The 19,853-nt window shown below is 69.2% G+C and carries 20 protein-coding genes; 12 read left to right on the forward strand and 8 right to left on the reverse strand.

Features of this window, described 5'->3' with window-relative positions; translation table 11 throughout:
* Positions 1–42 precede the first annotated feature (42 nt).
* The 11 genes from HLA95_RS03310 (at position 43) to HLA95_RS03360 (ending at position 10,648) form a co-directional block, all read left to right on the forward strand.
* Positions 43–444, forward strand: a complete 402-nt coding sequence (locus tag HLA95_RS03310) for a RidA family protein (RefSeq protein WP_191059786.1) — start codon at positions 43–45, stop codon at positions 442–444.
* A gap of 150 nt (positions 445–594) precedes the next feature.
* Positions 595–1,059 carry a PaaI family thioesterase gene (locus tag HLA95_RS03315; RefSeq protein WP_191059785.1) on the forward strand — a complete coding sequence of 155 codons (465 nt, stop codon included), beginning with the start codon at positions 595–597 and terminating at the stop codon, positions 1,057–1,059.
* A 115-nt stretch (positions 1,060–1,174) separates the two neighbouring features.
* A complete protein-coding gene (rplM, locus tag HLA95_RS03320; RefSeq protein WP_222182398.1) occupies positions 1,175–1,642 on the forward strand; it encodes a 50S ribosomal protein L13 in 468 nt (155 codons plus the stop codon).
* A gap of 8 nt (positions 1,643–1,650) precedes the next feature.
* The gene (rpsI, locus tag HLA95_RS03325; protein ID WP_191059784.1) at positions 1,651–2,136 is read left to right on the forward strand and encodes a 30S ribosomal protein S9; all 486 of its coding nucleotides are present in this window, start codon (positions 1,651–1,653) and stop codon (positions 2,134–2,136) included.
* Positions 2,137–2,309: 173 nt separating this feature from the next.
* On the forward strand, positions 2,310–3,188 hold the full coding sequence (locus HLA95_RS03330) for a metallophosphoesterase family protein (protein ID WP_191059783.1): 879 nt from the start codon (positions 2,310–2,312) through the stop codon (positions 3,186–3,188).
* 36 nt (positions 3,189–3,224) lie between these two features.
* The gene (locus tag HLA95_RS03335; protein WP_222182400.1) at positions 3,225–4,430 is read left to right on the forward strand and encodes an ABC transporter ATP-binding protein; all 1,206 of its coding nucleotides are present in this window, start codon (positions 3,225–3,227) and stop codon (positions 4,428–4,430) included.
* Positions 4,427–5,329, forward strand: a complete 903-nt coding sequence (locus HLA95_RS03340) for a carbohydrate ABC transporter permease (protein ID WP_191060539.1) — start codon at positions 4,427–4,429, stop codon at positions 5,327–5,329. The genes HLA95_RS03335 and HLA95_RS03340 overlap by 4 nt, the downstream gene beginning before the upstream one ends.
* Positions 5,330–5,400: 71 nt before the next feature.
* The gene (locus tag HLA95_RS03345) at positions 5,401–6,216 is read left to right on the forward strand and encodes a carbohydrate ABC transporter permease (protein WP_191060542.1); all 816 of its coding nucleotides are present in this window, start codon (positions 5,401–5,403) and stop codon (positions 6,214–6,216) included.
* A 53-nt stretch (positions 6,217–6,269) separates the two neighbouring features.
* Entirely contained in the window at positions 6,270–7,565 is a 1,296-nt protein-coding gene (locus tag HLA95_RS03350) for an ABC transporter substrate-binding protein (protein WP_191060540.1), read from the forward strand.
* 189 nt (positions 7,566–7,754) lie between these two features.
* Positions 7,755–9,143, forward strand: a complete 1,389-nt coding sequence (locus tag HLA95_RS03355) for an FAD-binding oxidoreductase (RefSeq protein ID WP_191060541.1) — start codon at positions 7,755–7,757, stop codon at positions 9,141–9,143.
* Between the two features lie 80 nt (positions 9,144–9,223).
* Complete coding sequence (locus tag HLA95_RS03360) at positions 9,224–10,648, forward strand: pyridoxal phosphate-dependent decarboxylase family protein (protein WP_191061250.1); 1,425 nt, start codon at positions 9,224–9,226, stop codon at positions 10,646–10,648.
* Between the two features lie 9 nt (positions 10,649–10,657).
* Here the strand turns inward: HLA95_RS03360 and HLA95_RS03365 are convergent, their stop codons facing one another.
* The 4 genes from HLA95_RS03365 to HLA95_RS03380 form a co-directional block, all read right to left on the reverse strand.
* Positions 10,658–11,557 (reverse strand): dihydrodipicolinate synthase family protein, encoded by a 900-nt coding sequence (locus HLA95_RS03365; protein WP_191061251.1) that lies wholly within the window; start codon positions 11,555–11,557, stop codon positions 10,658–10,660.
* A gap of 29 nt (positions 11,558–11,586) precedes the next feature.
* On the reverse strand, positions 11,587–12,690 hold the full coding sequence (locus HLA95_RS03370; RefSeq protein ID WP_191061252.1) for a cis-3-hydroxy-L-proline dehydratase: 1,104 nt from the start codon (positions 12,688–12,690) through the stop codon (positions 11,587–11,589).
* Positions 12,687–13,349 (reverse strand): GntR family transcriptional regulator, encoded by a 663-nt coding sequence (locus tag HLA95_RS03375; protein WP_222182402.1) that lies wholly within the window; start codon positions 13,347–13,349, stop codon positions 12,687–12,689. Before HLA95_RS03375 ends, HLA95_RS03370 begins: the two co-directional genes overlap by 4 nt.
* 371 nt (positions 13,350–13,720) lie before the next feature.
* Positions 13,721–14,638 carry a DMT family transporter gene (locus HLA95_RS03380; RefSeq protein WP_191061889.1) on the reverse strand — a complete coding sequence of 306 codons (918 nt, stop codon included), beginning with the start codon at positions 14,636–14,638 and terminating at the stop codon, positions 13,721–13,723.
* Positions 14,639–14,735: 97 nt separating this feature from the next.
* Between HLA95_RS03380 and HLA95_RS03385 the strand changes: the two genes are divergently transcribed.
* Positions 14,736–15,632: a LysR substrate-binding domain-containing protein gene (locus HLA95_RS03385; RefSeq protein ID WP_255591404.1), complete on the forward strand. Its 897-nt coding sequence runs from the start codon at positions 14,736–14,738 to the stop codon at positions 15,630–15,632.
* On the opposite strand, the gene HLA95_RS03390 is transcribed toward HLA95_RS03385, so the two are convergent.
* From HLA95_RS03390 to argC, 4 genes are all read right to left on the reverse strand, one after another.
* A complete protein-coding gene (locus tag HLA95_RS03390; protein WP_191060266.1) occupies positions 15,607–16,653 on the reverse strand; it encodes a hypothetical protein in 1,047 nt (348 codons plus the stop codon). The genes HLA95_RS03385 and HLA95_RS03390 overlap by 26 nt on opposite strands.
* Positions 16,654–16,895: 242 nt before the next feature.
* Positions 16,896–17,480, reverse strand: coding sequence for a response regulator (locus HLA95_RS03395; RefSeq protein ID WP_191060267.1), 585 nt, complete (start codon positions 17,478–17,480; stop codon positions 16,896–16,898).
* Positions 17,481–17,561: 81 nt separating this feature from the next.
* A complete protein-coding gene (locus tag HLA95_RS03400) occupies positions 17,562–18,791 on the reverse strand; it encodes a threonine ammonia-lyase (RefSeq protein ID WP_191060268.1) in 1,230 nt (409 codons plus the stop codon).
* The gene (gene argC / locus HLA95_RS03405) at positions 18,788–19,834 is read right to left on the reverse strand and encodes an N-acetyl-gamma-glutamyl-phosphate reductase (RefSeq protein WP_191060269.1); all 1,047 of its coding nucleotides are present in this window, start codon (positions 19,832–19,834) and stop codon (positions 18,788–18,790) included. Before argC ends, HLA95_RS03400 begins: the two co-directional genes overlap by 4 nt.
* Positions 19,835–19,853 lie beyond the last annotated feature (19 nt).

The following is a 19,853-nucleotide window of genomic DNA, read 5'->3' on the forward strand; positions in this document are numbered from 1 at the left end:
GCCCCTGCCGATCCCGACGTCCCACCAGAACGGAGCAGCCGAATGGCAAAGCCGGAATTCTTCATCACCCCCGGATACGGGGAACGCCTGCTGGAACAACTGCACTACGCACAGGCGGTGAAGATCGGCGACCGCGTCGAGATCTCGGGCCAGGGCGGCTGGAACGACGAGCTGGAGATCCCGGAATCGCTCGAGGAGGAGATCGCCCAGGCGTTCCGCAACGTGGAGCGGACCCTGGCCGCCGCCGGTGCCGGCTGGGAGCATGTCGTGCACGTCAACTCCTACCATGTCGGCGGCTTCCCCCCGGAGGTCAATGCGACGATGGCCAGGCTGTACCGCCACTACATGCCGGATCATGCCCCCATCTGGACGCAGCTCGGCGTGGCGGCCCTGGGGCTGCCGACGATGCGCATCGAAATCCGCGTGACCGCCATCCTGCCCTGAGGCAGGCCTTCCCCGAGCCTCGCAGCGAGAACAAGGAGCGGTGTCGGCTGTCGCCTTCGCCGCTCCTGCCGCCCTGCCAGTCCGGGCTGGTCCCGCGGGCATGGATACGGCAAGAGGGGCCGGAACCGGCCGCATGGAATCCCTGACCCAGTGTCGAACGCGTCTTCCTCATCCCCGGAGCCCCTGGATGCCGCGGGCTTCGAAGCCCTGGCACGCGGCAGCGTGCCGCTCGCCGAGACCCTCGGCCTGAAGGTCGACCGGTTCGATCACGACGGTGCGGTGGTGCGCCTGCCCTGGTCGGCCACCGCCCTGCGCCCGGGCGGCTCGGTGTCGGGCCCGGCCATGATGACGCTGGCCGACATCGCCTTGTGGGGTGCGATCCTGGCCAGGATCGGCCACGAACCCTTGTGCGTCACCACCGACCTGACCTTCCACTTCCTGGCCAAGCCCCGCCATGCCGATGTGCTGGCGGAAGCCCGCCTGCTCCGGCTCGGCCGTACGCTGGCGATTGCTGAGGTCAGGCTGATGTCCGAGGGCAGCGACCAGCCGGTGGCGCACGCGGTCGGCACCTATGCGATCCCGCCCAGGCCACGGGACGATGGCGCGCCGGCTTGACAGGGAGCGGGGGCGGCCGCTAAACGACCGCGCACCGCTGGAGGCATCGGCTCCCGGCGATGAACGTCTTGTGGCTGCCGTCAGGTAGCGTTGATGGCAGAAGTGAGTTGATCTGATGGGCACCTATTCCGCCAAGCCGGCCGACATCCAGCGCGACTGGCTGTTGATCGACGCCGAAGGCCTCGTCTTGGGCCGGCTCGCGAGCTACGTGGCCAACCGGCTGCGCGGCAAGCACAAGGCGATGTACACGCCGCACATGGACACGGGTGATCACGTGGTGATCATCAACGCCGAGAAGGTGGTCCTCACCGGCAACAAGCGGACCCAGAAGGTCTATTATCGCCACACCGGTCACCCGGGCGGCATCCGCGAGGCCCGTGCCGACAAGATCCTGGACGGTCGCTTCCCCGAGCGGGTCATCCAGAAGGCGGTGGAGCGGATGATCACCCGCAACCCGCTCGGCCGTGACGTGATGCGCAAGCTCCACGTCTACAAGGGTGCGGAGCATCCGCATCAGGCGCAGCAGCCGACCCAGGTCGACTTCGCCGCGCTGAACACCAAGAACGCCCGCACCGCAGCCTGAGCAGATCCATGGCCGAGACCGCCCGTTCCTTTTCCGAACTCGCCCGCCTGCGCCCCGCCAATCCGGTGGAGCCGGTGGCCGCACCCGCACAGCCCAAGATCGACCCCCAGGGCCGCGCCTATGCCACCGGCCGCCGCAAGGAGTCGGTGGCCCGGGTGTGGGTGAAGCCCGGCACCGGCAAGTTCACGGTCAACGGCAAGGAGATGCCGGCCTACTTCGCCCGGCCGACCCTGCAGATGATCGTCAACCAGCCGTTCGAGCAGATCCAGGCGGTCGGCCGCTACGACATCGTCGCGACCGTGGCCGGCGGCGGCCTGTCCGGCCAGGCCGGTGCGGTGCGCCACGGCATCAGCCACGCCCTGGTGGCCTATGACCCGGCGGCCCGCCCGGCGCTGAAGGTCCGCGGCTTCCTGACCCGCGACTCGCGCATGGTCGAGCGCAAGAAGTACGGCAAGGCCAAGGCCCGCCGCAGCTTCCAGTTCAGCAAGCGCTGAGCCGCAAGTCAGCTTCGAGCTTATTGGGAAGGGCCGGGCGGCGACGTCCGGCCCTTTTCGCGTCTTCTTCCGGCCATTGGCGCGCGTCGGGTTGCGGCGCGCCAGATCCCCTGCAACACTGGCGGCCGCCAGAACGAAGCCCTGCAGGATGGTGACATGCCCGAGAGTTGGACGTGGCCGGCTTCTTGCCGCTGCGCAGCGATCTTCTGTCGGGGGTACCGTCGCTGATGACCAGGGTCCTGCAGATTTCCGACACCCATGTCGGCTTCGCCAAGCGACACTTCCTGGACAACTGGCGTAAGGTCCAGGCCTGGGCGGACAGCCAGGACGCCGACCTGCTGATCCATACCGGCGACGTTACCCTGGATGGCGCCGGCGATGCCCGCGACATCCCCTACTGCGCCGAGCTCCTGCAGGGCCTGGACGTCCCCTGGCAGTCTGTGCCGGGCAACCATGACGTGGGCGACCCGGATTCCCTGGCCCAGCCGGTCAACGACGCACGGCTGGCCGCCTGGGGGGAGGGGTTCGGCACCGGCAACTGGATCATGGACCTGGAGGAATGGCGGCTGCTCGGCCTGAACTCCATGCTGATCGGCAGCGGCCGGAGCGAGGAGGCGGCGCAGCTCGCCTGGCTGAAGGACAGCATGGCCGGTGCCGGCACGCGGCGGATCGGCTGGTTCCTGCACCGGCCCTTGTTCATCCATGAGCCCGAGGATCCGGACATGGGCTACTGGGCGGCCAAGCCGGAGCCGCGCCAGGCCTATATGGACCTCATCGGTCGGCACGATGTCGGCCTGGTCGCGTCCGGTCACCTGCACAAGTCGCACGATTTCGAGCTGGACGGGGTACGCTATGTCTGGGCGCCGTCCACCGCCTTCGCGCTGCGCCCGGACCAGCAGCCGGGGATGCCGGGCGAGAGCCGGCTGGGTGCCGTGGTCTACGAGTTCGCGGGCAGGGAACTGTCCGTCGCCCGTGTCGACGTGCCGGAACTGCAGATGTTCTGGATCGACGACGTCCTGCACGAAATCTATCCCGGCAGCTCGGTCTCCTGACCGTCCTGCGACCCGTCTGACCGGATCGGCCCTTCCATGGCGCAGCTCGACCTTCGCGGCATCAGCAAGTCCTTCGGCGACACCGCCGTCCTGCGGGACATCGACCTCTCGATCGCCGATGGCGAGTTCCTGACCCTGGTCGGGCCGTCGGGCTGCGGCAAGTCGACCCTGATCCGGATCATCGCCGGCCTGGAGCCGCAGACCGCCGGCAGCATCGCGGTGGATGGGGCCCCGATCGACCATCTGCGCCCGCACGAGCGGCGGGTCGCCATGGTGTTCCAGAGCTATGCGCTCTACCCGCACATGACGGTGTTCCAGAACCTGGCCCTGCCGCTCACCATGGCCCGCCTGACCATGGCCGAGCGGCTGCCGCTCCTCCGCCTCCTTTCGCCCCGGCGCCGCCGGATCATGGCGGGGATCGGCCAGGAGGTCGGCGCGGTCGCCGAGCAGTTGCAGATCGACCGGCTGCTCGACCGCCGCCCGGCCCAGCTCTCGGGCGGCCAGCGCCAGCGCGTGGCGCTGGGCCGCGCGATGGTCCGCCATCCCGCCGTGTTCCTGATGGACGAGCCGCTCTCCAACCTGGACGCCAAGCTGCGCGTGCACATGCGCAGCGAGCTGGCCGACCTCCATGCCCGGCTGCGCGCCACCTTCGTCTACGTGACCCATGACCAGGTCGAGGCGATGACCATGTCGGACCGGGTCGCGATGATGCATGGCGGCCGGATCATCCAGCTCGGCACGCCCGCCCAGCTCTATGACCGTCCGGCCAACCTGACGGTGGCACAGTTCATCGGCAGCCCGACCATCAACCTCATCAAGGGCCGGATCGGCAGGGATGATGCGATCGAGATCCCGGGCGGCCGGATCGGTCTCGCCACCGGCCTGCCGCCCGGTGCGGAGGTCACGGTCGGGCTCCGGCCGGAGGCGGTGGTGCCGGCGCCGCTGGTCCCCGCCTTCCAGGATCCCGTGCGCCTGCCGGCCCGGCTGCACCGCCGCGAGAATCTCGGGCCTGAGCAGATCCTCCATTTCGACCTCATGGGTACGGAGAAGGCCGGCCTGACCTGCCGGGTGATGGGCAGTGAGACGGTCGTGGCGGACGAGCCGGTCGACCTGCTGTTCGAGGCCAGTGCCTGCCATGTCTTCGATTCGGCGGGCGAGCGGGTCGACCTGCCGGCACCCGTGACATCGAGCCCGCCGCCGGTTCGCCCGGTGGCACCGCTGGCCGGAGGTCCCGGCGCATGAGTGCCGCGGCGCTGCCGTTCCGGCGCCAGCTCCTCTGGCAGAAGCTGACCGGGGCCGGCTTCGCCCTGCCGGCCTTCCTCCTGCTGCTGGCGCTCCATGTCGTCCCGCTCCTGGTGCTGGCGGGCCTGAGCTTCACCGACTACGAGCTGGGCGTGGTGACGTTCGAGTGGGTGGGGCTGGACAACTACGCCCAGGCCTTCTCCGACGAGGTGTTCCGCCGCTCGCTGGTCAACACGCTCTATTACGTCGCGATCGTGCTGCCGGGCTCGGTGATCCTCTCGCTGCTAGTGGCGGTCCTGGTCCACCAGCGCAAGCGCACCCGCTCCTTCTACGAGATCATCTACTTCCTGCCGGTCACCTCGACCCTGATCGCGATGGCGACGGTGTGGCAGTTCCTGCTCCACCCGAGCCTGGGCGTGATCAACGCCGCCCTGCGCAAGCTGGGCTTCGGCGAGGTGCCGTTCCTGAGCGACCCGGACCTGGCCCTGCCGACGCTCGCCATGATCGGCATCTGGCAGCTGGTCGGCTTCAACATGATCCTGTTCCTGGCAGGATTGTCCTCGATCCCGCGCGACCTCTACGAGGCCTCCGCGATCGACGGGGTGGGCAACGGCGTCGACCGGTTCCTCACCATCACCTGGCCGCTGCTGGGCCCGACCACCCTGTTCGTGATCGTCACCACCTCGATCACCGCCTTCAAGGTGTTCGACACGGTGGCGGTGATGACCAAGGGCGGCCCGCAGGGTGCCACCGAGGTGATCCTCTATGCGATCTACCTCGAAGGCTTCTACTATTTCCGCACCGCCTACGCCTCGGTGCTGACCCTGGTCTTCCTGACCTTCGTGGTGATCTTCTCGGTGATCCAGACCTTCGTCCTCGACCGGCGGACCCACTACTGATGCAGGCGACCCTGTCCACCCGCACCGCACCGGCTGGCGAGGTCTCGCCGGCCGCGGTGATGATCCGCCGGATGAGCGGCCTGTTCTTCGTTCACGCCTTCCTCCTGGCCGGTGCGGTCTTCATCCTCCTGCCGTTCGTCTGGATGCTGGTCACCTCGATCAAGCCGCCGGAGGAAGTGTTCAGCGCCGAACTGTCCTTCTGGCCCGACCGCTTCTATGGGCTCGAGAACTACAGCTTCGCGCTGACCGCCGCCCCGGTGCTGCGCTTCGCTTTGAACGGCGTGATCGTCTGTACCGGGATCCTGGTGGTCCAGCTCCTGATCGCGATCCCCTGCGCCTACGCGTTGGCCAAGCTCCAGTTCCCGGGCCGCCACCTCCTGTTCGTCCTGGTGCTCCTGGCGCTGTGCATCCCGATCCAGGTCCCGGCCCTGCCGATCTACATGGCGCTCGCCTGGCTGGGCCTGCTCAACACCTATTTCTCGATGATGGTCCCGTTCTTCCTGTCGGTGTTCGGGATCTTCCTGTTCCGCCAGTTCTTCCGCAGCTTCCCGGACGACATCATTCACGCCGCGCGGCTGGACGGGATGAGCGAGTTCGAGATCGTCTGGCGGATCGTGACGCCCAGCGCCTGGCCGGCGATCGCCGCCTTCTCGGTGTTCTCGATCGTGGCCCACTGGAACGATCTGTACTGGCCGCTCATCGTCATCAGCGACATCAACCTGGCGCCGCCGCCGCTCGGCATGATGTATTTCGCCGATGCCGAGACCGGCTCCAACTATGGTGCGCTCACCGCCGCCGCGACGGTCCTGACCGCGCCTTTGGTGGTGACCTTCCTGTTCGCCCGGCGCAGGTTCATCGAGGGGATCACGATGACCGGTGTCAAATAACGGTCGCTGCCGGGCTTTAACCAGCGATCCGCATTGCTCAGGGGGAAGATGGAATGAAGCGACGCACTCTGCTTGCCGGCACCGCGCTCGGCGCCACCACGCTGGGCGCCATGCGGCTGGGCATGCCGGCCTTGGCCGCCGAGGAGGTGACGCTGGACGTGTTCTACACCCAGCCCTCCTTCTCGCAGTTCCACGAGCCGATCGCTGCCGAGTTCATGAAGCAGCGCCCGGACATCAAGATCGTCTACCGGGCGCCCGCGGCGGACTATGACGAGGGCCATCAGGTGATGCTGCGCGCCGCCGTCACCAACCAGCTCCCCGACGTCTATTATGCCGGCTACCACCTGCTGGCCGAGCTGACCCACACGCTGGAGCGCCGCGGCCAGATCATGGACCTCGGCCCGCTCCTGGAGGCCGAGCCCGCCGAATGGCGGGAAGCCAACTATGCCCCGGCCATCCTGAGCGTCGGCCAGGTCGACGGCGTGCAGCGCGGCCTGGGCGTCGCGGCCTCCAGCTGCGTCATGTACGTCAACGAGGACCTGGTGCGGGCGGCCGGCGGCGACCCGGACAACATGCCGACGACGCTGGACGAGATCATCACGCTCGCCGGGAAGATCAAGGACGCCACGCCCGGCGTGTCCGGCATCACCTACAACGTGCATGACTGGCCGGACGACTGGCTCTGGCAGACCCTGATCTTCCAGGCAGGCGGCGAGCTCTACGACCCTGCCACGGGCAAGGTCGCCTACGACAACGAGCTCGGCTTGCACGTCCTGGAGGATGCGCGGCGCTTCGTCGCCGAGGGCGGCATGAAGCTGATCAACTTCAACGAGTCCCGCCAGCAGTTCGTCGCCGGCCAGACCGGCATCCAGTTCGACACGCCGGCCCGCGTCCGCCAGGTCACCGAGCTGATCGGCGACAAGTTCAAGATGCGGACCGTGGCCTTCCCGGTGAGCAACAAGGAAAACGGCAAGCTGCCGACCGGCGGCAATGCCGCGATCATCACGGCGAAGGATGAGGCCAAGCAGAAGGCCGCCTGGGAGTTCATCAAGTTCGTGACCGGCCCGCAGGCCCAGACGATCGTGGTCGAGACCACCGGCTACATGCCGACCAACAAGCTCGCGACCGGGCCAGACTATCTGGGGCCGTTCTACGAGGCCAACCCGAACTTCGCCACCGTCACCAGCCAGATCGACCGCTCGCGCCCGTGGCAGGGCTATCCGGGCGGCAACTCGGTACGCATCTGGCGCACCCAGCGCGACATCATCGCCAACGTGATGCGCGGCGATGTCGAGCCGAAGGACGGCTTGGCCCAGATCGTCGAGCAGACCGAAGCGCTGATGAAGTGAGCCGAGCCTCGGCGCAGGCTGGCTGAACGAGGGCCGGGCGGCAGCGTCCGGCCCTTTCTCGTCGGTGGCCGTACCCGGAGCATCCCACGCTCGTGCAGGTGATCTTGATCACTGTCCCGCCCGCACGGCGGCGCGTACCCGTTCAGGTCCGGGCATCTGCCTGGACCGAGCAGCTCCGGAAGGATGCAGATGGACACGGCCAAGCTCAGGCGGCGCGACGGCAGCGCGCTTTCCCATGATTCGATCGAGACGTTCCGCAACGGCTTCCACGGCCAGGTGATCCTGCCGGGGGACGCCGGCTACGACGCGGCGCGCCGGATCTGGAACGCCCAGATCGACCGGCGGCCCAGCCTGATCGTACGCTGCGCCGGCGTGGCCGACATCGTCGCCGCGGTGAACTTCGCCCGTGCCGAGAACGTGCTCCTGGCGGTGCGCAGCGGCGGCCACAACGTCGCCGGCCGGGCCTTGTGCCATGGCGGCATGGTCATCGACCTGTCCGGCCTGCGCGGCGTGTTCGTCGACCCTGAGCGCCGTACCGTACGGGTCCAGGCGGGTGCCACCCTGGGCGATGTCGACCGGGAGACCCATCTGCACGGCCTGGCGGTCCCGACCGGCGTGGTGTCCCGCACCGGCATCGCCGGGCTGACCCTGGGCGGCGGGGTCGGCTGGCTGGTGCGCCGGTACGGGCTGACCTGCGAGGTCGTCACGGCCGCGGGCGAGGTGGTCACCGCCAGTGCCGAGCAGAACCCCGACCTGTTCTGGGGGCTGCGTGGTGGCGGCGGCAATTTCGGCATCGTCGCCTCCTTCCTGTTCCAGGCGCACCCGGTCAGGACCGTGCTGGGCGGCCTCCTGATCTACCCGCGCGACCAGGCGGCGGCCCTGCTCCGCCACTACCGCAGGGTGATGGCCGAGGCGCCGGACGAGCTCACCGCCTATGCCGGCTTCCTGACCACCCCGGACGGGGCTGCGGCGGTCGGGTTGATCGTCTGCCATTGCGGCGATCCGGCCGAGGGCCAGCGCGCCGTCGCAGCACTGCGCGCCTTCAGCCTGCCGATGGTCGACGCGGTCCAGCCCATGCCGTTCCCGGCGATGCAGCGCGTGCTCGACGACGCCTTCCCGGACGGCACGCACAACTACTGGAAGTCGACCTTCCTCCAGGCCCTGACCGACGAGGCGATCGACCTGGTGATCGAGCATGCCGACCGCATGACCTCGCCGATGTCGGCGGTCGTGGTCGGGCTCTATAGCGGAGCTGCCAGCCGGGTGCGGCCGGACGACACCGCCTTTGCCTTCCGCCACGCCCAGTTCAATGTCGGGCTGATGGCGCAGTGGCGGGATGGCGCCGAAAGCGCCCGGCACATCGCCTGGGCGCGGCAGGCCTGGGAGGCCCTGCAGCCCTTCTCCAGCGGCGGCTACATGGGCAACTTCGCCAGCGAGGAGGTGCCCGAAGCGGTGCAGCGTGCGTTCGGCAGCAACCATGCCCGGCTGGCGAGGCTGAAGGCGAAGTACGATCCCGCCAACCTGTTCAGCCTGAACCAGAACATCCTGCCGGCGGCGGACAGCGTGGCGCCGCTCTGACGCAGGCCGGTGCGGACGGGCTTGCCTCCGCCGATGGCCGGCGCGATGGACCCTGCGACGCATCCGGAGAGCATGGCCCCATGACGCCCGAGGAGTTCCGCCGCCACGGCCACGCCCTGATCGACTGGCTGGCCGACCACCAGACCAGCCTGCCCGGGCGCCCGGTCCAGGCTCCCAGCCGGCCGGGCGAGCTGCGCGCCGCCTTGCCCGCGGCACCGCCAGAGACGCCTGAGCCGTTCGAGGCGGTGATCAGCGACCTGGACCGGCTGATCGTCCCGCATCTGTCCTTCTTCCAGCATCCGCGCTTCTTCGGCTACTTCCCGGCCAATGCCCTGCCGGCCGGGGTGCTGGGCGATCTGGTCAGCACCGCGCTCGGCGTGATCGGCTTGTCCTGGCAGTCCTCCCCGGCACTCACCGAGCTGGAGGAGGTGGTCACCGACTGGATGCGGCAGATGACCGGGCTCTCGACGGCCTGGCAGGGGGTCATCGGCGACACTGCGTCCACCGGCACGCTGGTGGCCCTGATCTCCGCCCGCGAGCGCGCCACCGGCTATGCCCTGGCCCAGGGCGGCCTGCAGGCGGAGGCGGCCCCGCTCACCGTCTATGTCTCGGCCGGCAGCCATTCCTCGGTGGAGAAGGGCGCGCTGCTCGCCGGCATCGGCCGCGACCATATCCGGATGGTGCCCACGGACGCCGCCCATGCCATGCGCGCCGACGCGCTGGCCGAAATGGTGGCCGCCGACCTGGCGGCCGGGCGACGCCCCATGGCGGTGGTCGCCACCACCGGCACCACCGCCACCACGGCCCTCGACCCGATCGCCGCCATCGCCGATGTGACGACCCGGTACGGCATCTGGCTGCATGTCGATGCCGCCATGGCCGGCAGCGCCATGATCCTGCCGGAATGCCGCTGGATGTGGCAGGGCATCGAGGCCGCCGACAGCCTGGTCTTCAACCCGCACAAATGGCTGGGCGTCCCGTTCGACTGCTCGCTCTATTTCGTGCGTGACCCGCAGCATCTGGTCCGGGTCATGTCCACCAACCCCTCCTACCTGCAGTCGTCGGTGGACGAGGAGGTGCGCAACTTGCGCGACTGGGGCATCCCGCTCGGCCGGCGCTTCCGCGCGCTGAAGCTGTGGTTCCTGATTCGGGAGCAGGGCGTGGAGGGCTTGCAGGCCCGCCTGCGCCGCGACCTGGCCAACGCCCAGGCCCTGGCGAAGCTGGTCGCGGAAACGCCGGACTGGCGCGTCCTGACACCCGTGCCCTTGCAGACGGTCTGCGTGCGCCACGAACCGCCAGGGCTGACCGGCGAAGCGCTCGACCGCCATACCCGCGCCTGGGCCGAGGCAGTCAACCGCTCCGGCGCGGCCTATCTGACCCCGGCCATGGTGGACGGGCGCTGGCTGGTCCGGGTCTCGATCGGCGCACCCGGCACGGAACTGGCCGACGTGACGGCCACGTTTGCCGCGATGCGCCGCGAGGCGGAAAAGGCCCTTTCGGGCTGAAGCGGAGGCTCAGCCCAGCTTCGGTAGCTCGGCCAGGGCCTTCTTCACCATCGCCTCGACCCGTGAGCGGTCCTCGCCGGCAATCGTCAGGCGCGGGGCGCGCACCCGCTCGCTGCCGCGCCCGACCAGATGCTGGACCAGCTTGATGTACTGGACCAGCTTCGGGCTGGTATCGAGATGGAACATGGGCGTGGCCCAGCGGTAGAGCGGCAGCGCCTCGGCATAGCGGCCTTCTGCCATCAGCTCCCACATCCGGACCGTCTCGGCCGGGAACGCGTTGGCGATGCCATGCACGCAGCCAGCCGCACCCAGCACTGCGCTTTCCATCATCAGGTCGTCGACGCCGCAGAACAGGGTGTAGCGGTCGCCGGTCAGGTTCACGATGTCGGTGAGCCGGCGCGGGTCGTCCGAACTCTCCTTGATCGCCACCAGGGTCTTCTGGTCGGCCAGCTCGACGAAGGTCTCCGGCTTCAGGTCGACGCCGTAGACCATCGGGTTGTTGTAGGCGAGCACCGGCAGGTCGGTGGCATCCAGCACGGTGCGGAAATGGGCGACGTTCTCGCGCGGGTCGGCCTTGTAGATCATGCCCGGCAGGACCATCAGCCCGTCCAGGCCGATCTTCGCGCAGTCCTCGGCATAGCGGCAGGCTTCCCTGGTGAGGTTCTCCGCCACGCCGGCCACCACCGGCACCCGGCCCGCCACCAGCTCCTGGGTGGCCTTGAGCACGTCGCGCTTCTCGTCCGCACTGAGCGAGCCGTTCTCGCCGACCGTGCCGAGCATGATCAGTCCGTGCACGCCGCTCTCCAGCAGCCACTCGACATGTTTGGCGTTGGCTGCGAAGTCGATGCTGTCGTCGTCCTTGAACTGGGTGGTGACGGCGGGAAACACGCCGTGCCAGTCGATCGCCATGCCAGGTCTCCCGAGGTGAGGGGGGCGGATCAGGTGATGGTGAAGAGCGGTTGGCCCAGCTCGTCCAGGCGTGGCGTCACGCCCAGGCCCGGACCGTCCGGCAGGCGCATGATCCCGCCTTCCCGGCGTGGTGCGCCATCGGCGAAGCTGCGGGTCACGTAGCCGTTGAAGTCGGTGGCGGCGAACAGGTTGCGCTCAGGCGTGCTCGCCGCCGCATGGGCGATGGCCGCGGTGGCGACGTCGCCGCCCCAGCTGTCCTCGACGATCATGAGCAGGCCCAGCCGCACGCACAGGTCGCGCAGGAGGCGGGCCTGGGTCAGGCCGCCCAGCTTGCTGAGCTTGATGTTGACCATGTCCATGGCGCGAAGATCGGCCGCCCGCAGCAGGGGCTCCAGCCCGTCGATGCTCTCGTCCAGCACGAAGGGCAGGGTGGTCCGCTCGCGCACCGCACGGCATTCCTCGAAGCTCTGGCAGGGCTGCTCGATGAACACGTCCAGGTCGCGCACGGCATTGACCACCCGCAATGCGTCTGCCGGCAGCCAGCCGGTATTGGCATCGGCGACCAGTCGGTCGCCCGGCTCCAGCACCGCGTGGCAGGCGCGGATCCGGGCGATGTCCTCGTCCGGGTCGCCACCCACCTTGAGCTGGAAGCGACGATAGCCGCTGTCGCGGTGCGCCTGCAGGTTGGCGGCCATCTCGTCGGCCGGGAGCTGGCTGATCGCCCGGTAGAGGGTAACCTCCTTCTGCATGATCCCGCCCAGCAGCGTCGCCACCGGCAGGCCGGTCGCCTTGCCCAGCAGGTCCCAGACGGCCATGTCCAGCCCGGACTTGACGAAGGGGTGGCCCTTGAGCCGGCCGTCCATCGCCTGCCAGAGCCGGCCATGCTCGCGGGGATCCAGCCCCAGCAGATGCGGCCCCAGCTCGCGGATGCCACCGCGCACGCCCTCGGCATAGGCCGGCAGGTAGACCGGTCCCAGCGGGCAGACCTCGCCGAACCCGCAAAGCCCGGCATCAGTGTCCAGCGCTACCAGCGTGCTGTCGAACACCTCGACCGATTTGCCGCCGGCCCAGCGATAGCTGCCCTCCTTCAGCGGCAGCTCGATGCGCCAGACGCGGATCGCGGTGATCCTCATGCCGCCTTCTCCCGCCGGGCGATCCAGCCGGTGAGTTCGTCCCGGGTCCGCTCCAGATGATCGACCAGCACGGCCGTGGCACGTCCCACGTCCCGGGCCGCCACCGCATCCACCAGGCGGCGGTGCTCCGCGATCGCCCGTGGTGCTATCCCCTCCAGGCCCAGATGGGCTGCGACATAGGCTTCCATGCGCTCGTCGAAGCCCTGCGCCAGCGCTGCGATGCGCGGCCGCCCGGCCGGTGCATAGAGCTGGCGGTGGAAGGCCCGGTTCGCGGCACCCCAGCGCTCACGCTCGCCGCTGTATAGCGCCTGCTCGAAGCCCGCCGCCGCCTGCTCCAGCGCCGCCAGCCCGTCCGCCCCGAAGCGCGGCACGGCCCGGCGGAGCAGATGCGGCTCCAGCAGCAGGCGCAGCTCGAACAGCTCCGCCACCTCCTCGGCCGACAGTCCGGACACGAACGCCCCCCGATGCGGCGCAAACCGGACCCAACCCTCGGCATCCAGCCGCTGCAGCGCCTCGCGCACGGGAATCCGGCTCAGCCCGAACATCTCCGCCACCGCCTCCTGGCGCAGATGCGCCCCCGCCGGCAGCTCGCCCGACAGGATCCGCCGGCGCAACTCGGCGACGACCTGATTGGCGGCGGTACGATGGATGCTCGGCATGACCGTCCGGCGTGGTGGCTGCTGGATTGGATACAATATCCATTATCTAGTCGCAAGCATCAGCTCGGGCGGCTAAGAGAGGGGGCGGTGGCTCGCGACGGAGGTACCGGCTGACAGACGGCGGCAAGGCTCCCTGTGCAAGCTAGAGGCCACAGTGGCGGTGCCGCCATCGCAGCCGGACGCATGGCGAACGTCTGGCAGCGGCCCATGGGCCGCTCATCGGACGTCGGCAGCGCTGGTCAGAGGCTCAGAAAGCCAAGGCGCAAATTGGGCTGGCCGACAGAATTGGTCAGGCGGGCGGATCTTCTGCTCGAAGGAAGATAGGCAGCCGGTTGCCGGTACAGCCGCCGGCGACCATCAGGATCGGCAGCTCAGCCCGGCGGCCGTCCCGTGGTCGCAGGCAGGGCGCCGACCAGGCGGCCGTCCGGGCTGCTGGCCGAGAGCCAGATGCCCCAGGCGACCATGGCCAGGCCGATGACCAGGCTCCAGTGCAGCGGCTCGCCCAGCAGCAGGGCGCCGATCAGGGCGGCCAGCACCGGGTTGACCGTGACCGAGATGGCGACGCGGGTGGGCGTGGTGTGGAGCAGGGCGAATGCCCACAGCCAGAAGGTCAGCGCACCGCCGAACACACCCAGATAGAGCACTGCCGCCCATTGCCCGGTCTCGAGCCGGGCGAGGCTGGCAAGGCCGCCCGTGCCCGCCGAGACCATGCCCAGGCACAGGGCACCCACCACCATGCCGAACGTGGCGAACGGCACGGCACCCAGCCGGCGGACCAGCCGCCTCGACCAGACATTGTAGAGCGCCATGCAGCCGGCCGCCGCGACCATCAGCAGGTCACCCCGCCAAGCACCCTCGGGGGCCTTGGCCAGGGAGAGCAGCAATGCCGCGGCGACCCCGGCCATGGCGACCAGCACGCCCAGGCTCTTGCGGAGCGTCAGGCGCTCCACCCCCAGCAAGGCAGCAGCCAGCATGGTCAGGAGCGGCAAGGTCGATAGGGCCAGGCCGCCGCGCGCCGCGGTGGTGAAGATCAGGGAGGCGTTGAACAGGATCGGGAACAGGCCGAAGAACAGGAGGCCCAGCCCGATCAGGCCCGGCCAGTCGTCCGGCTGCGGCCGGCCGCCAGGTACGCGCAGCGCCAGCGGCAGCAGCAGCAGCGCGCCGATGCCGAAGCGCAGCGCACCCAGGGTCAGCGGATCGAGCGCTTCCGCCAGATAGCGGGTGGCACCCACCGACGTGCCGCCGAGCCCGCTCGAGAGGACGGCCGCCAGCACGCCCAGCCATTCCATCGCCTGTCCGCTCCCGCCATGTCGCTTGCCGGCGGAATAGCTTCATCCTACCCATCAAGGAATGGCATTGGCCTGATAAGCATCATCACAGGATATGATGGGTACGCCTGACCTGGACCCCGACCTGCTCAAGGCGTTCGTGGCGGTGGCGGACCTCCGCTCCTTCACCCGCGCGGCCCGCCTGCTCCACCGCACCCAGTCGGCGATCAGCATGCAGATCCGCCGGCTGGAGGAGCGGCTGGGCACGGCGCTGTTCCACCGCAGCACCGTCCAGGTCGAGCTCAGCCCCGCCGGCGAGAACCTGCTGGACTATGCCAGGCGGATCCTGGCGCTCCAGGCCGAGGCGCTGGCCAGCCTCCGGACCCCAGACCTGGCCGGCACCGTCCGGCTGGGCGTGATGGATGATTACGGCACTCAGGTGCTGCCGGGCCTGCTCGCCGCCTTCACCCGCTCCTACCCGCAGGTCCAGGTGGCGATGGAGACGGGGCTGACCGGGGGCATGCCGGAGCGGCTGGGCGCGGATCTCGACCTGGTGGTCGCCCTGCATCCGGAAGGCTCGGGCGAGGGCCAGTTCCTGTGCAGGGAGCAGCCCTGCTGGGCGACCGGCCCGGGCCAGGCCTACCACCGGCTGGACCCGCTGCCGCTGGCGCTCTACCCGCCCGGATGCCTGTTCCGGCAGTGGGCGACCCGCGCGCTCGACGGGGCCGGGCGGCGCTGGCGGCTGGCCTTCGTCAGCCACAGCCTGGCGGCGGTTGCCGCCATTGCCGCCGAGGGCTTGGCCGTCACCGTGGTGAAGTCCACCACCTTCCCGGCCCGGCTCCGGCGCCTGGATGCTGCCGACGGCCTGCCGCCCCTGCCGGCCGCCGAGCTGCGCCTGCACCGCTCGCCCAGCCTGTCTCGGGCCGGTGCCCTGCTGGCCGAGCATCTGGCGGCAGCACTCGGCACCGGCGCTGCGGACCAAGGCCCGCTCAGGCCGCGCGTCGAAGCGTCGTGACCTCGATCGGGGTGCCGCCGTCCAGATCGTCGTCCTGCGGCGGGTACATCCGGTCGAGCTGCGCACGCACCACCAGCACGCACAGCATCGCGAAGATCAGGCACTCCAGCGCGATCGAGACGGCCCATGCTGCCTTCAAATGCTGCGCATGGTGCAGGACGGCTTCGGCGCGCGTCATTGGCTGGTATTGCGGGATCTCCACCACCTTCCGTTCTTCCGTTGCTTCGCGGACGGCGGTGCGGAGCTGGGCCACCATCGTGCGCACTGGTGCCAGATCGGAACTGATGGTCCGGTGAATGATGGGGGCCTGATCCGCCAGGTTCAGCCGGGCCGCTTCTGCCGCGGGCTTGCCGGCATCGGCGAGCCTGCGCGCGATTTCGGGCTCATCTCCTGCAAGCGACGCCTGTCTTGCCTGATCCAGCTGGGCGCGCGCTCTTGCGATCAGGTCCTCGCGGCTGGTGATGATCCCGCCCGCTGCCTCCTGCACCTCGGCCAGCTTGGCCGACATCTCGCGGAGATCCCGGGCAATGGGCCCGACGCCCATCTGGCCACTCAGGGCGCCGATGGCCGCCTCATCGTCGGCCAAGCGGGCCAGGGAGTTACGGGCCGCAGTTATCTCCTGCAACACGGCATGGTCCGACCCAGCCTGGTCCTGGACCTTGCGCAGCGCCGTCTCGAGCACGTCGAACTGGGCCTGATGGTGGTGGCGCAGCGCCACACCACCGCCGAGCGCGCTGGTCAGCCACCAGGACGAGGTAAGGATCGCCAGCCCCGTCACCATCCCGCCCAGGAGGAGCACCAGCGAGATCATCGCGCCTTGCGCGCGTTGCGACATGCCTAGGACATAGTGCCAGGACGTCGACAGAAGACAGGCGAGGCCGATGGCGGCGCCGATCGGAATCAGCCATGAGCTGGCGAAGCCATCGGTGGCGAGCGCACCATGCATGCCCCAGAACGCGCCCAGGCCTGTCAGGACGCTCCCGACGATCGCCATAGAGGAGGCGAGACGAATATCGGCCATGTTCTATTCCTGCGTGAAAAAATGGATGGTTCGAGAATAATCGTGGATGTGCCGGGAAATGCCGCGCAGCGCAATCATCCAGTGCGCAGGGCCGGGCTGAATATGGTTAACAATTTGGGAGGCAGGGCAAAAAGCAGGAATCGAAGCACGAGGGCACCGCGTTGATTAAGAACATATCCGGATATGGAGAATGAGGGCTTTGAACTTGGGAGGAAGGTGCTGCCGGCGGATGATCCGACCGGTCACGGCGCCAGCTGGCCACCCTTGACCAGGGCGATCAGGCCCACGCCCAAGGCGATCAGCAGGCCGCTGGCCAGGCCGGAGGTCACTGCCGACCAGAACCGCTCACGCGCATTCTCATAGGCCCGCGCCAGCCGGATCGCGTTCTTCACCCCCTGCTCGTCGTCCAGGCCGAGCCGCGTCATCAGCCGGTCGACCGCCTGGCTCACCGCCCGCTCCGCCGCGCGCCGCGCCAGGATCTCGATCTCCCCCAACAGCTCGCGCTGCTCGTCACCCGGTAGCCGTGCCGGGGCAGGGGCAGGCAGGGCCAGTGCCTGGAGCTGGCGGCGCAACTGGCCGGTCCCGGCCGTGGCGAACAGGAGCGGGATTGCGGGAAAGGCCTGGCCCAGCGCGTCCACGATCTCGCTGCCCTCGCCGTCGGGCAGGGTCAGCTCCGACAGGATCGCGTCCGGCTGCCAGCCCGGCCGCTCGCGCAGCAGCATGGCCTCGGCCAGCCCGGCGGCACTGCGCAGGTCGAGCCGTTCACCCGGCTCGCGTGCGAGGCCGGCGGCAAGGCTGGGGTTGGTCGCCAGGATCAGGACACGCACCGGGCCGCTCCGAGGCATGGGACGGAACCCGATCTCTACCAGAAGTTGCGGCGAGGTTAAAGACTTTGATCCTATTTCGGATCACAATCCGCTGGTAAGACGCGCCTCGTCCAGGCCGCGCACCGGAAAACCCTCCGCGGCCAGGCTGTTGCGGATCTGCTGGGCATGCAGGGCATTGCGCGTCTCGATCGTCACGTCGACATCGGTCAGCATCACCGAGAGCCGCGCGAACGCCCGCTGGTGGGCCACGTCCACCACGTTGCCGCCGCAGCGCGCGATCAGCGCGGTCAGCTGGGTGAGGCTGCCTGGCCGGTCGGGCAGGCTGACCCGGAAGCGCACCATCCGCTCGGTCCGCACCAGCCCGCGCAGGATCACCGCCGAGAGCAGCCGGCTGTCGATGTTGCCGCCGCTCAGCACGAGCCCGACCTTGCGGCCGCGGAAGCGGTCGGCATTGGCCAGCAGGGCTGCCAGGCCCGCCGCACCCGCACCCTCCGCCACGGTCTTCTCGATCTCGAGCAGCATCAGCACGGCGGTTTCCAGCGCCGCCTCGTCCACCAGCATCACATCGTCGACCAGCGTATCGATGATCGGCAGGGTCACCTTGCCCGGCTGCTTGACCGCGATGCCTTCCGCGATGGTGGGGCCGCCCGCCTCGGTGGGCAGGCCGCGCCGCAGCCGCCAGACGGTGGGATAGAGCGCCGCCTCCACGCCCACCACCTCGATGGCCGGCTTGCGCGCCTTGGCGGCGATGGCCATCCCGGAGATCAGCCCGCCGCCGCCGACCGGCACCACCAGCACCTCCAGCTCGGGCACCTCGTCCAGCATCTCCAGCGCGAGCGTGCCCTGGCCGGCGATCACCTGCGGGTCGTCGAACGGGTGGATGAACAGCAGATCCTCGGCCGCGGCGATCTGGCGGGCATGGTCGGCCGCCTCCTCGACGCCGCTGCCGGACAATTCGACCCGGGCCCCCAGCTTGCGGGTGTTCTCCACCTTCACGATCGGGGTGAAGGCCGGCATCACGATCGTGGCGGGGATGCCGAGCCTGGCCGCATGGTAGGCCACACCCTGGGCGTGGTTGCCGGCCGACATCGCGATGACGCCGCGCGCCCGCTTATCCGGGTCGGCCTGGAGCAGCCGGTTGAGGGCACCCCGCTCCTTGAAGGAGGCGGTGTACTGGAAGTTCTCGAACTTCAGGTAAACGTCGGCCCCGGTGATCTCGGACAGGGTGCGCGACAGCCGCAGCGGCGTGCAGGCCACCGCACCGGCGATCCGCGCCCGTGCTGCCTCGATATCGGCGGGCGTGACGCTCACGGGTAGAGCGGACCGATGGTGAGCCCGCTGGTCTCGGCGAAGCCGGCCATGACGTTCATGTTCTGCAGGGCTTGGCCCGAGGCGCCCTTGACCAGGTTGTCGGTCACCGAGAGCAGGATCGCCCGGCCCGCCGCGCGGTCGGGATGCACCGCGATCAGGCAGTGGTTGGAGCCGCGCACCTGCTTGACCGAGGGCAGGCTCTTGGGCGGCAGGACATGGACGAACGGCTCGTCCGTATAAGTCTCCGCCAGCCGCTCCTGCAGGTCCGAGACCTCCACCCCGTCCTTCAGCCGGACATAGATGGTGGCGAAGATCCCGCGGCCCATCGGCACCAGATGCGGGGTGAAGCTCACCTCGACCCGCCCGCCCGCGAACTCGCCCAGGCACTGGTCGATCTCCGGCGCGTGGCGGTGGTTGCCGACGCCATAAGCCGAGAAATTGTCGGACGCCTCGGCGAACAGGAGGTTCTCGCGCAGGGAGCGGCCGGCCCCGGACACGCCGGACTTGCCGTCGATCACGATCGGGTCGCGCTCGATCAGCTCCTCAGCCAGCAGCGGGATCAGCGGCAGCTCGGCCGTGGTCGTGTAGCAGCCGGGATTGGCCACCAGCCGGGTCGTGCGGACCTTGTCGCGGTAATGCTCGGTGAGCCCGTATACCGCCTCCTTCTGCAGCTCGACGGCGGCATGGGGCTGGCCATAGACCTGCTGGTACTGCTTCGGGTCGTAGAGGCGGAAATCGGCCGACAGGTCGACGATCTTCACGTTGTGCGGCAGGTCGCGCAGCACCTCCTGGGTGGTGCCGTGCGGCAGGCAGCAGAACACCACGTCCAGCGTCGAGAAATCGACGTCCTCGATCTTCACCAGCTTCGGCAGCTTCTGCACCGCCAGATGCGGGAAGACCTCACCGATCTCCTTGCCGGCCATGCGGTCGCCGGTCAGCGTCGTGACGCGCAGCCCGTCATGCTGGGCAAGCAGGCGCAGGAGTTCCGCACCCGTGTAGCCGGACGCACCCAGGACACCTACCGCGAGTTTCGACGCTGCCATGTTCCTCACTCCTCCTGCA

Origin of the sequence: Geminicoccus harenae (assembly GCF_019800005.1) — a bacterium.
GTDB classification, from domain to species: domain Bacteria; phylum Pseudomonadota; class Alphaproteobacteria; order Geminicoccales; family Geminicoccaceae; genus Geminicoccus; species Geminicoccus harenae.